The organism is Paenibacillus sp. FSL K6-1096 (assembly GCF_037977055.1).
In the GTDB taxonomy this organism is placed as follows: Bacteria; Bacillota; Bacilli; order Paenibacillales; family Paenibacillaceae; genus Paenibacillus_AQ.
The window spans coordinates 5028109-5045065 of sequence record NZ_CP150274.1; the positions used below are offsets into that span (position 1 = coordinate 5028109).

The 16957-nt window shown below is 53.3% G+C and carries 20 protein-coding genes; 16 read left to right on the top strand and 4 right to left on the bottom strand.

What is annotated here, in order from left to right; genetic code table 11:
* The first annotated feature begins 2 nt into the window (after nt 1-2).
* The 3 genes from MHI24_RS22220 (at nt 3) to MHI24_RS22230 (ending at nt 2874) form a co-directional block, all read left to right on the top strand.
* Complete coding sequence (locus tag MHI24_RS22220) at nt 3-941, top strand: ABC transporter permease subunit (RefSeq protein ID WP_340021698.1); 939 nt, start codon at nt 3-5, stop codon at nt 939-941.
* An 87-nt stretch (nt 942-1028) separates the two neighbouring features.
* Complete coding sequence (locus MHI24_RS22225; protein ID WP_340026755.1) at nt 1029-1883, top strand: carbohydrate ABC transporter permease; 855 nt, start codon at nt 1029-1031, stop codon at nt 1881-1883.
* A gap of 55 nt (nt 1884-1938) precedes the next feature.
* The gene (locus MHI24_RS22230) at nt 1939-2874 is read left to right on the top strand and encodes an AraC family transcriptional regulator (RefSeq protein WP_340021699.1); all 936 of its coding nucleotides are present in this window, start codon (nt 1939-1941) and stop codon (nt 2872-2874) included.
* Nucleotides 2875-2956: 82 nt separating this feature from the next.
* On the opposite strand, the gene MHI24_RS22235 is transcribed toward MHI24_RS22230, so the two are convergent.
* The 3 genes from MHI24_RS22235 to MHI24_RS22245 all read right to left on the bottom strand — a co-directional run bounded on the left by MHI24_RS22235 (nt 2957) and on the right by MHI24_RS22245 (nt 5259).
* A complete protein-coding gene (locus MHI24_RS22235) occupies nt 2957-3946 on the bottom strand; it encodes an S-layer homology domain-containing protein (RefSeq protein WP_340021700.1) in 990 nt (329 codons plus the stop codon).
* A 76-nt stretch (nt 3947-4022) separates the two neighbouring features.
* On the bottom strand, nt 4023-4862 hold the full coding sequence (locus MHI24_RS22240) for an aldo/keto reductase (RefSeq protein WP_340021701.1): 840 nt from the start codon (nt 4860-4862) through the stop codon (nt 4023-4025).
* 7 nt (nt 4863-4869) lie between these two features.
* Nucleotides 4870-5259, bottom strand: a complete 390-nt coding sequence (locus MHI24_RS22245; protein ID WP_340021702.1) for a metalloregulator ArsR/SmtB family transcription factor — start codon at nt 5257-5259, stop codon at nt 4870-4872.
* Between the two features lie 212 nt (nt 5260-5471).
* Between MHI24_RS22245 and MHI24_RS22250 the strand changes: the two genes are divergently transcribed.
* A complete protein-coding gene (locus MHI24_RS22250) occupies nt 5472-6074 on the top strand; it encodes a hypothetical protein (protein ID WP_340021703.1) in 603 nt (200 codons plus the stop codon).
* A 46-nt stretch (nt 6075-6120) separates the two neighbouring features.
* On the opposite strand, the gene MHI24_RS22255 is transcribed toward MHI24_RS22250, so the two are convergent.
* The gene (locus tag MHI24_RS22255) at nt 6121-6849 is read right to left on the bottom strand and encodes a hypothetical protein (RefSeq protein WP_340021704.1); all 729 of its coding nucleotides are present in this window, start codon (nt 6847-6849) and stop codon (nt 6121-6123) included.
* 284 nt (nt 6850-7133) lie between these two features.
* Between MHI24_RS22255 and MHI24_RS22260 the strand changes: the two genes are divergently transcribed.
* From MHI24_RS22260 to MHI24_RS22315, 12 genes are all read left to right on the top strand, one after another.
* Nucleotides 7134-7691 carry an XRE family transcriptional regulator gene (locus MHI24_RS22260; RefSeq protein WP_340021705.1) on the top strand — a complete coding sequence of 186 codons (558 nt, stop codon included), beginning with the start codon at nt 7134-7136 and terminating at the stop codon, nt 7689-7691.
* Nucleotides 7692-7720: 29 nt separating this feature from the next.
* Nucleotides 7721-8200 carry a YbaK/EbsC family protein gene (locus MHI24_RS22265; protein WP_340021706.1) on the top strand — a complete coding sequence of 160 codons (480 nt, stop codon included), beginning with the start codon at nt 7721-7723 and terminating at the stop codon, nt 8198-8200.
* 303 nt (nt 8201-8503) lie between these two features.
* Nucleotides 8504-9100 (top strand): winged helix-turn-helix domain-containing protein, encoded by a 597-nt coding sequence (locus tag MHI24_RS22270; RefSeq protein ID WP_340021707.1) that lies wholly within the window; start codon nt 8504-8506, stop codon nt 9098-9100.
* A gap of 727 nt (nt 9101-9827) precedes the next feature.
* Complete coding sequence (locus MHI24_RS22275) at nt 9828-10283, top strand: SRPBCC family protein (protein ID WP_340021708.1); 456 nt, start codon at nt 9828-9830, stop codon at nt 10281-10283.
* Between the two features lie 7 nt (nt 10284-10290).
* A complete protein-coding gene (locus MHI24_RS22280; RefSeq protein ID WP_340021709.1) occupies nt 10291-11613 on the top strand; it encodes a beta-ketoacyl-[acyl-carrier-protein] synthase family protein in 1323 nt (440 codons plus the stop codon).
* Nucleotides 11610-12857, top strand: coding sequence for a beta-ketoacyl synthase N-terminal-like domain-containing protein (locus MHI24_RS22285; protein ID WP_340021710.1), 1248 nt, complete (start codon nt 11610-11612; stop codon nt 12855-12857). Before MHI24_RS22280 ends, MHI24_RS22285 begins: the two co-directional genes overlap by 4 nt.
* A 47-nt stretch (nt 12858-12904) precedes the next feature.
* Nucleotides 12905-13123: a hypothetical protein gene (locus tag MHI24_RS22290; RefSeq protein WP_340021711.1), complete on the top strand. Its 219-nt coding sequence runs from the start codon at nt 12905-12907 to the stop codon at nt 13121-13123.
* The gene (gene acpS, locus MHI24_RS22295) at nt 13120-13500 is read left to right on the top strand and encodes a holo-ACP synthase (protein ID WP_340021712.1); all 381 of its coding nucleotides are present in this window, start codon (nt 13120-13122) and stop codon (nt 13498-13500) included. Before MHI24_RS22290 ends, acpS begins: the two co-directional genes overlap by 4 nt.
* Nucleotides 13501-13520: 20 nt before the next feature.
* The gene (locus MHI24_RS22300; RefSeq protein ID WP_340021714.1) at nt 13521-14720 is read left to right on the top strand and encodes an MFS transporter; all 1200 of its coding nucleotides are present in this window, start codon (nt 13521-13523) and stop codon (nt 14718-14720) included.
* 11 nt (nt 14721-14731) lie between these two features.
* The gene (locus tag MHI24_RS22305) at nt 14732-15112 is read left to right on the top strand and encodes a cupin domain-containing protein (RefSeq protein WP_340021715.1); all 381 of its coding nucleotides are present in this window, start codon (nt 14732-14734) and stop codon (nt 15110-15112) included.
* A 57-nt stretch (nt 15113-15169) separates the two neighbouring features.
* Complete coding sequence (locus tag MHI24_RS22310; RefSeq protein WP_340021716.1) at nt 15170-16135, top strand: amidohydrolase family protein; 966 nt, start codon at nt 15170-15172, stop codon at nt 16133-16135.
* Nucleotides 16136-16143: 8 nt separating this feature from the next.
* A complete protein-coding gene (locus tag MHI24_RS22315; protein WP_340021717.1) occupies nt 16144-16920 on the top strand; it encodes a cyclase family protein in 777 nt (258 codons plus the stop codon).
* Nucleotides 16921-16957 lie beyond the last annotated feature (37 nt).

Below are 16957 nucleotides of genomic sequence, written 5' to 3' on the forward strand. Positions count from 1 at the left end.
CAATGAAACCAGCACAGACGACACTTCGCGGAAGCGGGTGGCTGCGCAAGTACGCCGGGCATTACCAGCTGTGGATTATGGTGCTGCCCGCAGTCATTTACATCGCCATTTTCTGTTACGGCCCGATGTATGGCATTCAGCTTGCTTTTCGCGAATTCGATTTCAGTAAAGGGCTGACCGGGGGCGATTGGGCCGGGTTCAAATATTTCGAGCAATACTTCAACAGCCCGATGTTCTGGCCTACGCTCCGCAATACCTTCATCATCGCGTTCTTCTCGATTCTGCTGGGCTTCCCGATGCCGATTCTGCTGGCGCTTGTGGTCAATTCCATCCGCAGTAACCGGCGCAAGCGCATCCTGCAGACTACGGTGTATATGCCGTACTTCATCTCCACTGTAGTTCTGGTGGCCCTGCTGCAGATTATGCTCTCACCTACTACGGGGCTGCTCGACGGCTTCCTCAAAGCGCTGCATCTGATCCCTGCGGATACGAATCTGGTCGGGGACCCCGGCGCCTTCGTTCCGGTCTATGTCCTCTCGGGGATCTGGCAGGCCTGCGGCTGGAACAGCATCATCTTCATTGCCGCCCTGTCCTCGGTGGATGGCCAGCAGTATGATGCCGCCAGGATCGACGGGGCGAACCGCTGGCAGACGGTCTGGCATGTGGAGATTCCAGCGATTCTGCCGACGATTATCATCCTGCTGATTATGAACATGGGGAACATTCTCAGCGTAGGCTTCGAGAAAACCTTCCTCATGCAGAACAGCCTGAACAAGCCGGTGTCCGAGGTCATCTCCACGTATGTCTTCAACGTCGGGGTGAAATCCAATCAGTTCAGCTTCGGTTCGGCAGTCGGATTATTCAATACCGTCATTAACTTTACGTTCCTGATTCTGGCGAACAGTTTGGCTAAACGCACCTCAAAAATCAGCTTGATGTAAGGAGGGAATGGGATGTCAAGCAAACAAGCCTCTCATTCGCAGAGCCTTAACTATTCGGGCGGCATTGCAGACAGGCTGTATACGCTGATGGTTGCGGTGATCGGAATTGCCGCGTTCATTATGGTTGCGTACCCGCTGTATTTCATCATTATCGCTTCGGTCAGCAACTCGACGATGGTCAACCAGGGGCAGGTGATCCTGTGGCCGAAGGCGGTTAACTTTTACGGATATGAGCAGATTTTCAAGGACAGCCGGATCTGGCAGGGGTATATGAACACAATCATCTACACGGTGCTGGGTACACTGCTGAATCTGCTGGTGACGCTGCCTGCGGCCTATGCCCTGTCCCAGCGGAAGTTCAAGGCGCGGCGGTTCATTATGCCGATGTTTGTCATTACGATGTATTTCGGCGGGGGCATGATCCCTACGTATCTGCTGATCCGCGACCTGAATCTGCTGAATACGCCTTGGGTGATGATTGTGAACGGCGCGGTCAGCGTATACAACCTGATTATTACCAGGACCTTCTTCGAGACGTCGATCCCGGAGGAGCTGCACGAGGCGGCGACGCTGGACGGCTGCTCGCATTTCCGTTATTTCCTGTCGGTGGTGGTTCCGCTGTCCAAGGCGGTCATCTCGGTCATCACGCTCTATTATATGGTGGGTCACTGGAACGACTTCTTCAATGCCTTGCTCTACATCAATACGGACCGCCTGCAGCCGCTGCAGATTGTCCTGCGCAATATTCTGCTCTCTAACCAGGCCTTTGCCGGGGGAGCAGGATCAGGGGCCGGGGCCGGTGCGGGCAGCTATGCCCAGCAGTTCGCGGATCAGATCAAGTATGCGGTCATTATCGTCTCGACGGTGCCGGTGCTGATCATCTATCCTTTTATTCAGAAGTATTTCGAGAAGGGTGTTATGATTGGTGCGGTGAAGGGGTAACGCTAAGTAATAATGCGTGCTGCTGGCCTGCGGGCCGGGAGGGAGGAAGCCTCTTATGAAAAAAAGTCTTGAACTGCTGGAAGCCATCGGTGAGCCTGTCTCTCAGGACATGAAGGAGAAGCTGACTCACGGCAGCAGGCAGTTCCGCATGAGTGTGCATGTGACCAAGGTCTCCCCTACGAATAATCTGGTGCTGTATTCCCATTGGCATGAGGAGCTGGAGCTGCTGTTCATGCTTAAGGGGACGGCCAAGTTCCATGTGGGGCAGGAGAAAATCGTAGTGCAGAGCGGCGAGGTGATCTTCATTCAGCCGAATATGCTGCACTCTGCGATCCGGGTGGATCAGGAGGAGATTGTGTTCTGCGCGGTGCTGGTGCACTTCAACTTCCTGACCAGCCTGGAGAATGACCGGATTCAGCAGCAGTATATCTTCCCGCTCTTCCTGCAGGGCGGCCGTTATCCGCTGCTGATTCACCGGGAGCTGGAGCAGGAGCTGAAGCTCATCCCGCTCTTGGAGGAGGTACGCGATCTCTATCAGCAGGAGGCGCACGGCTATGAGATGCTGATCAAGGCCAGGCTGTTCGAGGGGCTCTACCGGCTGGAGAAATATGCGGCCGAGCATCCGCGGGCGGAGCTGCCCGGGCAATCCAGAGGCGGCAACAGCTCGATGCTGGCCAAAAAAATGCTCGCCTACGTCCAGCAGAACTACAACAAGCGGATTACGCTTGCCGACATGGCGCAGCAGGTCAATATGAGCCCGTCCTACTTCTGCCGCTTCATGAAGAAGCAATTCGACCTGTCCCCGATGGACTTCCTGAACGAATACCGCATCTCGGAGGCGGTCAGCCTGCTGGAGACCACGGATAAGAAGATCATGGAGATCTCCGGGCTGACCGGCTTCAGCAATGTGAACCGCTTCACGGAAATGTTCAAGAAGACCTACGGCTGCCGCCCGATGGATTACCGGAACCGGCTGCGGCAGAATAAGTAGGCTTGGAATGAAAAAAAGCAGCCCCTGATGTGCAGGGACTGCTTTTTGTTATGGTCTGGTTATGGTGCTGGAAGGGTGCAGCTTATTTGGCAGCCTCAGACGGCTCGAGCCAGCGTGAACCCATCACAGGCTCTGCTGTTGCAGTGAAGCCTGCAGGCAGGTACGTGGAGACCGTGCCTTTGGAGATCACCTGCGGATACATTTTATCCGGGTCAGGTAGGGTCACCTTGAAGTAGATCACCGCTTTGGTGTCGCTGGTGAACTCGATGCGCTCTACCGCCAGGCCGTACCCCGGGTTCGGCAGGTTATCGACGGTGATGGTGGCTTTGTTGACACCTTCAGCGATTTTATCCAAAGTCACTTCTGAAGTGTATTGATTCTCTGGCACCGGCTCCGGCTCGGAAGGCTCATTCCCCGGATTGTTCGGCGTAATCACCCGATCGGCGAAATCAGCGGCATCATGGATCATCACCGCTGCTTCAGCGCGGGTAATGGCATCGGACGGGCGGAATTTGCCGTTGTCCAGCGTGAGCACCTTCGTGTTCAGCAGGACCTGGAGACTGTAATTCACCTCTGACGGAAGCTTGTCGCCATCCTCGATCATGAAGTACATTTTCGTTACGGGGAAGTTCCCTTTGCTCTGCAGGGCCTCTGCCAGGAGATGGGCGAATTCCGCCCGGGTCATCGCCTCATTCGGCTTGATGTCCTTCGCCAGCGTCAGGCCGGCCTGTTTGGCAATCGCGAACGATGACGCATACCAGGCATTATCCTTAACATTATCGAACAATTGGCTGGCTGTAGCATTGCTGTCTGTCTTAGGAGTCAGCGACAGCCCTTTCACCAGGAACTGCACGGCTTGTGCATTCGTTACTTTCGCATTCGGGGCAAACAGGTCACCCGTAATTCCGTTAATGACACCGGCATTATGCAGCGAATTGATCTTCGTCTCGGCCGCATTCCCCTTGAGGTCCGAAAAGGCAAATGCGGACGCTCCAAACGATAAGCTGGCAGCCAGGATTCCGCACGCGATGCTCATGGTTTTTGCGCGCTTCGTTAAGTTAGTAGTTTTCATTGTGCATCACCTCTATATACTATGATGGTTAAACGTGCGGAAAAGTTGCAGTTGTCGGAAAATTAATACGCAATTGTTAGGACAACGGGATAAAACGGGTAGTCCACAGGTAAAATTTATTCCGGGGATCGATGAATCCTCTTTTATCCTCATCCAGGGCGGCGATCTGCTTCATTTCTTCCTCAGTCAGGGAGAAATCAAACAGCTCCATATTCTGCTTCAGCCTTGCGGGAGTAACCGATTTCGGTATGACTGCGATGTTCCGGTCAAGGTTCCATCTCAAGATGACCTGCGCTGGGGTTTTGTTGTACTTGGCTGCTATTTCAGTGAGTACAGGGTGAGCAAGCATCTGCTGATTGCCGTGTCCAAAAGGGCTCCAGGCCACATGCTGGATATTATGCTTATTCATATAATCATGAAGCGATTCTTGCTGCAGCAAGGGGTTCGTCTGGATCTGATTCACTGCGGGGATGATCGTCCCCTGCTTCATCACCTTGTCCAGATGCTCCGGCTCAAAATTGGATACCCCGATCGCTCTGATCTTGCCCTCCTTGTATAAGGACTCCATGATCTGCCAGCTCTCCATGTAATTCTTGGCCGGCCAGTGGATCAAGTAGAGATCGATATAATCGGTGTGCAGTTTGTGCAGACTGTCTTCAAAGGCCTGGCGGGTCTTTCGCCCCAGATGTGTGCTCCATACTTTAGTTGTGATAAAAAGCTCGCTTCGCGGCACTCCGGATTTCCGGATCGCGCTGGCGATCAGCTCTTCGTTGCGGTACGCTGCCGCTGTATCCAGATGCCGGTACCCGTTTTCCAGTGCATAGACCAGCGCAGCTTCATCTTCATTTTTGATATTATAAACGCCTAGACCGACTTTGGGCATCAGCACACCGTTGTTCAGCACGAAATTTTCCATCCGGGAGTCACCCTTCCTCTTCCATTGTAGTTGTGGCCCCATCTTGAAGCCGGTATACAAATGCCGCAGAGTCGTCAAATAGCTGCTTCAGCTTGAACAGATCGCTCTGATGAACCTCCAAATAGTAATAATTCTTGGTCCCCACACGCTTCATCCCGATTAAGTTGGCGTCCTTCAGGATCTTCAGGTGATGGGAGACGGCCGGGCGGGACAGGTTCGTTCTGGAAGCAATCTCCCCGACCCGGGTGCCGCCCTCCCTGCATTCCCCGCTGCTATCAATCAAGGATAGAATAATCAATTGCCGTGTCGGGTCCCCAACCGCAAATAAGGCCTGTTGAGACTCGCGGAAAGCCGCCGCCAGCTCATTCAATCGTTCCTTCCGCTCGGTATTGTCCAATATGTTTGGCCACCTTCAATCAATGGTTTAATCTTTTGAACGATTATAGCATAGGAAATGGATGAATAATCATTGGGAAAGAAAATCGAGACGAATGAGGATCTGTTGTAGAATAGAGTTAGTAGAGTAACCTAAAAAATATTATTTATGGGAAACTTTTTAAATTTGTATGGCGTCTAATTATGTAACAATGATTAAAAGGGAGGAAGGGAATGATGTTAGGCGTAGGAAGAAAAATTATCCGGGTTGGAATCATTTTGAGCCTAATTATAGTAATATCAGCATGTTCTAAAGAGGGAGGGGCAGAAAGTCAACCTTCTGCTAGTGTGAACCCAACTTCAATGTTGTCTCCAAGTCCTTTACCAACGATACTATCAACTCCAATAACACAAGCTGGCGATAATGATTATACTTTAACAGAAAAAGATATGTCGATTGGAGATGTGGCAATTGGACAGTCAGAAGAAGAGGTGGAGCAAAAAATAGGTCAACCCTCCGAAGAAACTATTACTCACGGTAATGGCAGCCCTTTATGGATCTATGAAAAAAAGGGGATCTATTTGAACATTGATAATAAGGTTTGGGGAATTCGGGTGCTTGAACCTTTTAAAGGAACTACACCGCGAAATATAGGTATTGGTAGTACTGAAGAGGATGTGAAAAAGGCTTATCCTGAAGTGAAACAGGTAAAAAGTAATGGTGATAATAAACTATTAGAGCAAAAATCAGTTAACAAAAAATATGCCATTGTATTTTCGATTGAAAAAGATAAAGTTATAGCCATTTCCTTAACTATGGATCTTGTGATTCAATAATTTGAAAAGCCCAAACGAGTCATGATTGTCTCGTTTGGGCTATATTTTACCAAGAGATATTATTAAATCCATATACATTAGGATCGCTTGATTGTTGATACGTATAGTTATTCAGGCAATCTCTACCTGTTATGGTCTCATACATATTTTGATAACCACCACTTGCTGTCCACAACCTTCTTGTACTGGTGCTGTTTAATGCATAGGACTGTGACGAACAATAACTTGTAGAACTTCCTGTGTAGTTAGCATAAAAGCCGTATCTCAATGCAGTACAGGCTGCATTGAGACCTGTATTTCCAAAACCTGCATGAGAGTAAGCAAATTGCACGTGGCGGTAGCCTGAGATTAAAAGATGAGCATAAGCAGAAACCCCTTGAATAACATTATTGAAAAAAGTTCCATGAGGAGTATTGTCAGTTGTGCCGCTATAACCGCAAGTACCTGTCTGAAATCCTGGGTTCCACGCACTCTGGAAGGAGGACCGGCTCCATCCATGCTCAAAAGCCCAATGAGCAAGAACGAGCGAGATTGGCAAAACGCCAAAATAGGGAGACTGAAAGCTTTGCCATGATACCCACTTAGCTAAATCTATAATATTATAGGATGTTCCTTGAGAGATCACGGCCCCATTAATAAAGTCGGACTGATTGGAGAGACAGGCATTGGCTCTTAGGCTAATGTCCTTGAATTTACCGCCAGCAGGTACAGTTATGGGGCTACTCTCAATGTGCTGACCACAATTACAAGGTTCTTTCTTTTTGTTCTCTTCCATTTCAAACAACTCCCTAACAAAATATTACAGATACTATATCTGCAATTTAGGATATTCATTGTTTATTAGTAGGGAAGGGCAAGTAAGCAAAAAGGTATTTTTTGATAAAGAGGTCCTAATACCCACCCTACACCCCATAGGCAGATTAATGAATAATCATTGGGAAAGAAAATCGAGACGAATGGGGATATGTAGCATGATTTTGTCGGGGAGATAATAGCCTGGGGATGTATTGTATAATGTTACATATGTATATTATAATGAACAAAAGGAGGTGCTACGGTTTGAATGCTATACACATCAGGATAGGAAACAATCTGCAGCGTATTCGAAAGAACAGGCAGTTAAGCTTAGATAAGCTCGCCGATTTAACCAAGGTTAGCAAAGGTATGCTGCATCAAATTGAGCGGGGAGAAACGCAGCCCACAGTGACAACGGTGTGGAAAATTGCGACGGGACTCAATATTTCGTTCTCATCTCTGCTTAAAGAGGATGAGGCAGTAGTATCCATTGCAACGCGGAAAGAAACTCCAGATTTAACAGAGGACAATGGAAAATGCAGAGCATATTTACTGTTTCCTTTTGATCCGCAGACACGTATTGAAACATTTACGCTCATTCTCAGCCCTGCCTGTAACTATGTTTCACTCCCGCACAATGACGGGGTTCAAGAGTACATCACCGTTACCTCCGGAGTGTTCAGTATACAGATTAAGGACGAAATATACACCTTACCAGAAGGACAGGCTATAAGATTTGCAGGCAATGTTGAACACCGTTATCTCAATCAATCGGACGAAGATGTGACGATACAAGTGATTATGCATTATATGGATTCTTAATGCATGTAAAGATTAAGGAGGAATATACGGTGACAAACCAACTTAAAGAGAGTGCTAAGCAGGTTCAAAACAAACTACTGGAGCTGGGGTATACAAATCAAGTTGTAGAACTGCCTGACAGTACACGGACTGCACAGGAGGCTGCCGATGCGATAGGCTGCGAGGTAGCACATATAGCGAAATCCATTATCTTTCGGCTCAAAAATGAGGATAAACCCTTACTGGTCATAGCAAGCGGAGTAAACCGGATTAATGAAAAACAAATTACCAGCCATCTAAATGACAAGTTGGGCAAAGCTGATGCTGATTTTGTACGTGAACACACCGGATTTGTGATTGGAGGCGTACCGCCGTTAGGACATAAAGAGTCCATCCTCACTTTTATTGATGAAGACTTGTTGCAATACAGAGAGATATGGGCTGCTGCCGGACATCCAAGAGCAGTGTTTCAATTAACACCCCAAGAATTAATACAAATGACACAAGGGCGGGTAATCTGTGTAAAATAAATAACCCATCCCATCCTACATAAGTACTAGCCCTTGGCAAGCGGAGTGCCGCATAGAAATATGCTGTCTCTGCTTGTTCATTTTTGGGGGTGAATGCTATGATATTTTTCCTTTTTTATCCTTTTTAATGCTATAAAATAGAAAATAAAACCTTGGTGAAATCCGGAAGGCATTGAAAAGAACGGGATTGGGGAGAAGCTCATGCGTGTTGCATTGGTTTGTTGTGCGGGTTCTACGGAGCCTTGCGAGGAGTGCAGGTTCAAGAACATTCATTCTTTTTTTGCGCGGGAATACGGGTGTAAGGTGTTTCATTTCAGGGAGCTGGAGGCGCTGGCGGATATTGTGAAGGAGGGCTTGAGGTTCGATGGGGTGATCGTCAGCACTCCGGATTTCAACCTGGGCTTCATCCATATGATGCAATCCCTGCAGCAGCTATTGACGCTGAAAATTTTCATTATTGTTGAAGAGATTGGCACTCAAGGCATGTTGGTTCCTATCCCGTCCAATCATATGTACATCGGCAGCTCCGGACGCCAGGGCTTCCAGGAGGAATTATTCAGCCGCCTGCGCTGCTGGTTCGACGAAGGGCTTAGCCGCAACGCGAATGGTACCCGGCACTCCAGAGGCATCGCGCTTAATCTCCACTCCAAGTCCCTGAAGGTTGGCGAGTTCGTTATTGAACTTACCTGTAAGGAATTTGAACTCTTAGATCTCCTGCTGGAGAGCCAAGGCCAGTTCATCCCGACGGAGCAGATCCTGCATCACCTGTGGGATAGGTATACGTCCCCGGAAATTGTGAGGCAATACGTATACAAGCTAAGGCACAAAATCGAAGTGACCTCGGGCCGCAGCGACATCATCCTGTTCCGCCGGGGCATCGGATATTCAGTGAGTGTGTAGATCTGACAGTTGTCTGTCGGGTCTTTTTTTTTTGGTTTGGGACAGGTATGCGTGAACGGGATGAAAGAGGGGCATGGCCAAATGTATGCCAAAAACCGAACACATTGGGCGGGGCGGATGCGCGTGGACCAAATGTATGCGAAAAACCGAACACATTGCGCCTGCGAGCCGGTATGTGGTCCAAATGTATGTGGAAAACCGAACACATCTCGCCCGCAAGCCGGTGTGTGGCCAAATGTATGCGAAAAACCGAACAGATTGCGCCTGCGAGCCGGCGTGTGATCCAATGTATGCGAAAAACCGAACACATTGCGCTTGCGAGCCGGTGTGTGGTCCAATGTATGCGAAAAACCGAACATATCTCGCCCGCAAGCCGGTGTGTGGTCCAATGTATGCGAAAAACCGAACACATTGCGCCCGCAAACCGGTGTGTGGTCGAATGTATGCGAAAAACCGAACACATTGCGCCCGTGAGCCGGTATGTGGTCGAATGTATGCGAAAAACCGAACACATCTCGCCCGCGAGCCGGTGTGTGGTCGAATGTATGCGAAAAACCGAACACATTGCGCCTGCGAGCCGGTGTGGGGTCCAATGTATGCGAAAAAGCGCGCTTCCTGTCGCTGCTGCAAACTAACTGTAGATTAACGCAAGACTAACATCCGGGTTATGTCACCCTGCGAAATTTAGCGTTACGATGTCTGTAAACCTATTGGGGAGGCATGTGGAGTGACAACGATTCAGAACAGTATCTGGATTCATGCAGACCGGAACACCGTATTCGACAGGACTAACGATATTGCGAACTGGACGGAGCTATTCACGGAGTACCAGGAGAGCCGGGTGCTGGAGCAGACTGAGGCGTACATCCGTTTCGAGCTGACGACATATCCCGAGGAGAACCGGCCAGCCCGGTCCTGGACCTCCGAGCGGTGGCTTGACCGTCCGAACTTCCGGATCACCGCCCGCCGACTCGCACCGCTGCTGCCGTTCAAGCATATGAACCTGGAATGGCTCTATGAAGAGCAGAACGAAGGGACGTATATGACCTGGATTCAGGAGTTCGAGGTCGATCCCGCAAGCGGGCTTACCGGGGAACAGGTGGAGGCGCATCTGAACCGGACCACGAAGGAGCAGATGGCGGCAATCAAGCAGAATATCGAGCAGCAAACGGTTCGGAGCTGAGCCTCAGATGGAGAAGACGAAGGGAAGAAGAGTCGTAATCACCGGCATGGGGCTGCTTACCCCGCTGGGGAATACGCTGGAGGACTTCTGGAGGAACAGCCTGGAGGGCAAGGTGGGATATGACCGGCTCCAGGGCTATGAGGACATGAAGCTGAAAAGCCGGGTGGTTGGTAAAATCCCTGAATTCGAGCATCTCGGCAGAACAGCGGACGATGCGGTGAGGTCAGCGATGGGCCGGCCGGCTATTCTGGCGGTCAATGCCGCAGTCAGGGCCGTGGACGATGCCGGCCTTATGTTCACGAAGGAGCTGCGGGAGCGCTCAGGCGTCTGCATCGCCAATGCGATTGCGGACACGCCGTTCTCGGAGCAGACGTTCCTGGGACTGACGGCAAGCGGCCAAGGGCCGATTGACTATGGACTGGGCGAAGGAGATCTGTACCGCAAGGGCATGTTCTCCTACATCGCCTTCGATGTGGCCCATCAGTTCGGGCTGCAGGGCGAGGCGCTGGTCATGTCAACCGGCTGCACGGGCGGCATTGATGCGGTGGGTTACGGATACGAATCCATCACGGCCGGTGAGCATGATGTGATGCTGTGCGGTGCGGCGGAAGCGCCAATCAGCTCGATGACGATCTCCTCGTTTGACGCGATTGGGGCACTCACGACCAAGTTCAACGATGATCCCAAGCGGGCTTCCCGGCCCTTCGAGCGCAACCGCAGCGGCTTCGTGCTCAGTGAGGGCTGCGCGGTTGTGGTGCTGGAGGAGCTGGACCATGCGCTCCGGCGGCACGCGCCAATCTACGGCGAGGTGACCGGGTTCGCCAGCACGAACAATGCTTATCACATGACTGACCTGCCCCAGGACGGGGAGGCGCTGGCTCTGACGATGAACGAGGCGCTGCACAGTGCCGGTATCCGGCCGGAGGAGATCGGGTACATCAATGCCCACGGAAGCTCGACGCCGCAGAATGATGCCTTCGAGACCGCAGCCTACAAAAGAACCTTCGGGGAGTCCGCATACTCCATTCCGATCAGCTCCACCAAATCGATGACCGGCCATCCGCTGTCGGCCGCCAGTGCCATCGAGATTGTGCATTGCCTGCTGGCCTTGAACGAAGGCTACATTCCGCCAACGGCGAATCTGGATGAGCCGGACCCGGCCTGTGACCTGAATTATGTGCCGAAGCAGGCGGTGAAGCGCGAGCTGTACCAGATTCTGACCAATGCCAGCGGGTTCTCCGGCATCCATTCCGCTATGGTGCTGGAGAGGAACGAATTCTGCAACCGGACGGGGAGGCTTCAGACGGAACAATGGATGTGCAGCCGATGAAGAACAAAGTGTATGTAACCGGTGTCGGCATGATCGGGCCTTGCGGCAATAATGCCGCGGCCTTCTGGGACGGCCTGCTTAGCGGACGCAATTATATGTCCTCGCTCCAACTGGAGGATACGATGGGCGCAGCACCTCCGTTCGCCGGACAAGTCAGCGGGCTGGACCCCGGGCAGGTGATCTCGAAGCGGCTGTTCAAGAAATGCTCGCGGTTCTCCGTGATGTCGATTCTTGCAGCAAAGGATGCTATGGACGATGCGGGCTGGAATCTTGGCACCATGAGCCTGGAGCGGATCGGGATCTTCGTCGGCAACAACTCCGGCGGATGGGAGAGTGCAAGGAACGGTCTCCGTGTGCTGCATACCGAAGGCGCCGCCTTCACGGACCCGAACCTGGCGAGCAACTGGTTCCCGGCGGCTGCCCAGGGGCATATGTCCCTGGCCTTCGGCATCAAGGGCTACAGCAAGACCGTTATCGCCGACCGGTGCAGCGGGCTGCTGGCCATCGCCTATGCGGCCCGGGCGATCCGCAGCGGAATCATTGATGCCGCTGTGGTGGGCGGGGCTGAGACGCCAATTGATCCATGGGCGCTCGCGTTCTACAACGCGGAGGGGCTGCTGAATCTGAAGGCGGACAGCGCGGAGACGGCCTACCGGCCGTATGTGCAGTCCCGCAGCGGCATGGCGCTGGCCGAAGGCGCGGCCTTCCTCTGCCTGGAATCGGAGCGAAGCCTCCGGCGGCGTGAAGCTGCCAGTCGGGTGCGGGCCAATATCCAGGGCTTCGGCTTCACCAGTGCCGGCCAGGAGGCCGCACCGGTTGAAGAAAGCGTGGCGCAGTGCGCCCGGGCCATCCGGCTGGCGGTGGAGCATTCGGAGACGCAGCCGGAGAACATCGGCTATCTCTCGCTGGACGGGGCGGCATCGGCCCGTGAGGACGGGATCGAATGCGCGGCCATCCAGCAGGTGTTCGGCGACAGTGTCCAAGACAAATGGGCAGGCTGCCCCAAGACGGCCTTCGGCAATGCCATCGGAGCGGCAGGCGCATTCGATACCGCCTTGAGCGTGCTGGCTATGAATCACGGAGAGCTGCCCGGCCTGCCTTATCTGGGTGCATCGATTCAGGACAACGGCCTCCGCTTCGTGCCGGGCATCAGCAGCCGGGTCTCCACCGGGTCCTCGCTGATTCTGTCGAGAGGGAGGGGAGGCGTCTCTGCGGCACTGGTCGTGAATAAGGAAGACTCGTAAACAAGCAGGTTCGCAAGCTCATTCAATCTAATGGGAGGGTGTTAGCAATGGTATTCGTGAAGATCAAAACGATCATTGAGGATATCGGAATCGAAGAGGAGATTACGGAGGCCTCGCGTCTGTATGAGGATCTGGCGCTGGATTCAACGGAGCTGGCGTTGGTCTCGACGGCACTGGCCAAGACCTTCGGCATCCATATTGAGAGCAAGGCGCTCAGAGCATATTCCGTGGGTCAGGTGATGGAAGCCATTGCCCTGAAGGCATGATCCGCGGGACCGGCATGGACCTGATCAGCATCCGCTTCGTAGAGCAGATGCTGGCCAAAGGCGGTGAACTCTTCACCGCACAGTTTTTCTCAGCCGGGGAAAGAGAGCTGTTCACCGGCAAAAAAAGACATGCCGCCGACTTCCTGGCCGGCCGCTTCGCCGCCAAGGAAGCGCTGCTGAAGGCCTTCGGCACCGGCATGGACTGCGAGCTGGGCTGGAACGAGCTGGAGTTCCTCAATCAGGCCAGCGGCCAGCCTTATCTGGTCCGTACCCCGCGCCTTGCGCAGTATCTCCAGCCGCAGGACAGCATTCATGTAAGCATTAGTCATCACGGTGATTATGCTGCCGCATTCATCATTATTGAGAGCAGTCAATGACTGTGAGGAGGACGATTTCCATGAGCAACAACAAAATTTTCATGCTTTTGGCTGTAAATATTCTACTGATTTTCTCGATTATGGTCAGTATCTTCCCGATTGCGCCGCTGATCAGCAGTGAGCTGGGCATGACCTCCAGTGAGATCGGCTCGATCGCGGGCATTGCCTCGCTGGTGATGACCTTCCTGTCGATTCCTTCCGGCGTGTTCGCCGACCGGTACGGGCGGAAGAAGATCATTCTCACGGCGATGATCCTGTCGGCGGTGGCTGTGTTCATGGTGGCCGCTTCACGCGGTCCCGTCCTGTTCACAGCAGGCTGGCTGCTGTTCGGCTTCGCCAGAGGCTTCGTCTCCACTCCAATCTTCGCCGTAGTAACGGATGTATGCAAGCCGGAGGAACGGGGCAGAGCCATGGGGATTGTATCCGGGGCCATCGGTGCCGGGTCGGTGCTCGGTTATGTCATCAGCGGCCTGCTCAGCAACTACTTCGGCTGGCATACCTCCTTCGCGGTGCTGGGCTCACTGCTGGTGCTGTCCTCGGCGGTGACCGCTGCGCTGCTGCCGGAGACCGGAGTGCGGAATGCAGGCAAGAGCATCGGGCAAGCGTTCAAGAATTCGTTCAAATGGCTCGGCGTCCGTGAGATTCTGCTGGCGGGCATTATCGGAACCCTGTGCTTCATGGTCGGGGTATTCACCACCTTCCTGGTACCGTTCGCGGCCAAGGAACAGAATATCTCGCTGGTGCTGCTCAGCCTGCTGTTCATTCCGTATGAGGCGGTTGCTTCGTTCGGGGCGGTATTCATTGGCTGGATCTCTGACAAGGTCGGCAGGCATGCGCCTCTGATCTGGGCTCAATCGATCTGTTTGGGAGCGCTCGTGCTGCTGTATGCACTGGACTTCAACCCGTGGCTGCTGACCTTCGGCTACGCGCTGATCGGGCTGACCGAGGGGCCGATTATTACTTTGGCTAACACGATCATTACGGATAAGGTGGTCAAAATCAATCCGATGGAAATGGGAGCGGCCTTAGGCACCTTCCGCACCCTCCAGGGGGTCGGGATCGCGCTGGGGTCCACGCTGGGCGGCTTCTTTTACAGCAGAATCGGGACCCATCCCAGCTATCTGGTGGCCGCCGGACTGATGGTGCTAACTATTCTGATCTCGCTGGGCCTGGGCAAAAAAGAACAAACAAACGTAACCGAATATAAATCAGCCGGATAAGGGGTGCTTAGATGACACAGGTGTACGCGGGAACGGTGGTGCAATTCGGCGATGTCCCGGTGGTTCATGCCAGAGGAGGGCAAATGCGCGTGCTGGCGACACCGGCCACGGTGGGGGCCACGCAGCTCATTATGGGTCATGTCCTGCTCCAGCCGGGGGAGGAGATCAAGGAGCATCTTCATGACTACGGGGAAGAGAGTGTGTTTGTCATCCGGGGGCAAGGCACGGTGATCATTGAGGATGTGCCGCATCCGATTCAGGAGCAGTGCGTGTTCCTGGTCCCCAAAGGGCTGCGCCATCGGGTGGTCAACGGGGGATCGGGCGATATGGAGCTGGTATTCGCTACGGCTCCGCTGGCTCCGAGGCCGGAGATCGGCCACCGGGATGTCTAGCGATCTGGCTCCAGATCTGTCGCATCCAATTCTAAGCAAAGAGGTGAGTAGACGAAGGTGAAGAGCAATCTTGTGATTGTGGATACACATGCGCATTTTGCCGTCAAGGAGAATAAGACCCGGGAGCTTAGCCTGGCTGCGGCCGGGGCCGTCCCGGACTACAAGAAGCAGAAGGGCTTCGATGACCTGCAATATCTGAAGAAAATGGTCGGCGCTGACGGAGACGGCTTCGTGGACGAGAACAATATGCTGGAGGATTACCTGAACTGTATGGCCGAGAATCAGATTGCCATGAGCTGGGTGCACCAGCTTAGCTTCGAGGATGTCTACGGCTATGAGGTGCTGTCCAATGAGCGGATCGCCGAGGCGGTCCGGGCCCATCCCGATAAGCTGCGCGGCTTCGCCAGTGTCAATCCCTACAAGGGAAAAGAGGCGCTGGCGGAGCTGGACTATGCCATTAACACGCTGGGGATGCAGGGCTTCAAGCTGAACCCGAATGATTACGGGGGCTTCGTGCTGAATGACCGCGAGCTGCTCTATCCGCTGTACGAGCGGTGCAGCGAGCTGGGAATTCCGGTCAGCGTGCATACCGGGATTACGCCGGGCAGCATTTTCCGGATGAAGCATAACTACCCGATTCTGCTGGATGATGTGGCGGTGGATTTTCCCGAGCTGACCTTGATTGTGGAGCATATGGGCCATCCCTGGAATGACCTGTGCTATTACATGGTCGGCCGGCACGACAATATGTATGTGACCATCACGGCGGTAGCCAATATTCTGATCCACAACAACCCGAAGGTATTCCGCATGGAGCTGGCTAAGATGATCTCCGTCTGCGGCAGCCACAAGATCCTCTGGGGCTCGGACTGGACCGTTACGCCGAACATCGCCGAGGTGCTGAATTACATGCAGAAGGTAGTCATTCCGCTGCCGATGAAGCTGATGATGGGGGTGAAGGAGATCCGCAAGGAGGATGTCCAGAACATCCTGGGACTAAATGCGATGAGAATTATGAAGTAGGTGAGAGCATGGGATACCGGATTATTGATCTAAGCGTGCGGGTGGAGGAGAATGCAGGCGAGCCGGCTCCGTACAAAGTCGAGCAGACCGGCCATTCGGAAGGGGCAGACCGCTTCGCCCTCCAGTTCGACGGGAGCCGCAAGGACTTCCCGGATGAGGAATTTCTGAACATGGAGATGATCACCGCGTCCACGCACACGGGTACTCATCTGGATGCCCCCCTGCACTTCGGCTCACTGAGCGAAGGCCGGCCGGCAGCATCAATCGACCAGATTCCGCTGGAATGGTGCTACGGCGACGGCGTGGTCCTGGACGTGACGCATAAGCAGGCGGGTGAATTCATTGAGCCTGAGGATATTGAAGCAGCGCTAACGAGGACCGGTTATAAGCTGAAGCCGCTGGATATCGTGCTGATCCGTACAGGCGCAGACCGGCACTGGGGCACTCCGCAGTATCTGACCGATTATCCGGGCATGAGCAAGGAGGCTACGAAGCTGCTGACCGAGCGGGGCATCCGGGTGATGGGCATCGACAGCTATGGCTTCGACCGCCCGTTCCGGGATATGATCGGCGATTATAAGCGGACCGGGGATAATGCCTACCTGTTTCCGGCTCATTTCTGGGGCAGGGAGCAGACGTATTGCCATATGGAGCGGATGACGAATCTGGATCAGCTTCCGGGGGCATACGGGTTCAAGGTAGCATGCTTCCCGATCAAGCTCGGCGGGGCCGGCGCGGCCTGGGTACGGGCAGTGGCGATCATCGGAGACCAGCTGGCCGAATAAGTGAAAACGATCACACAATTCAAAGAGGAGGCATTAC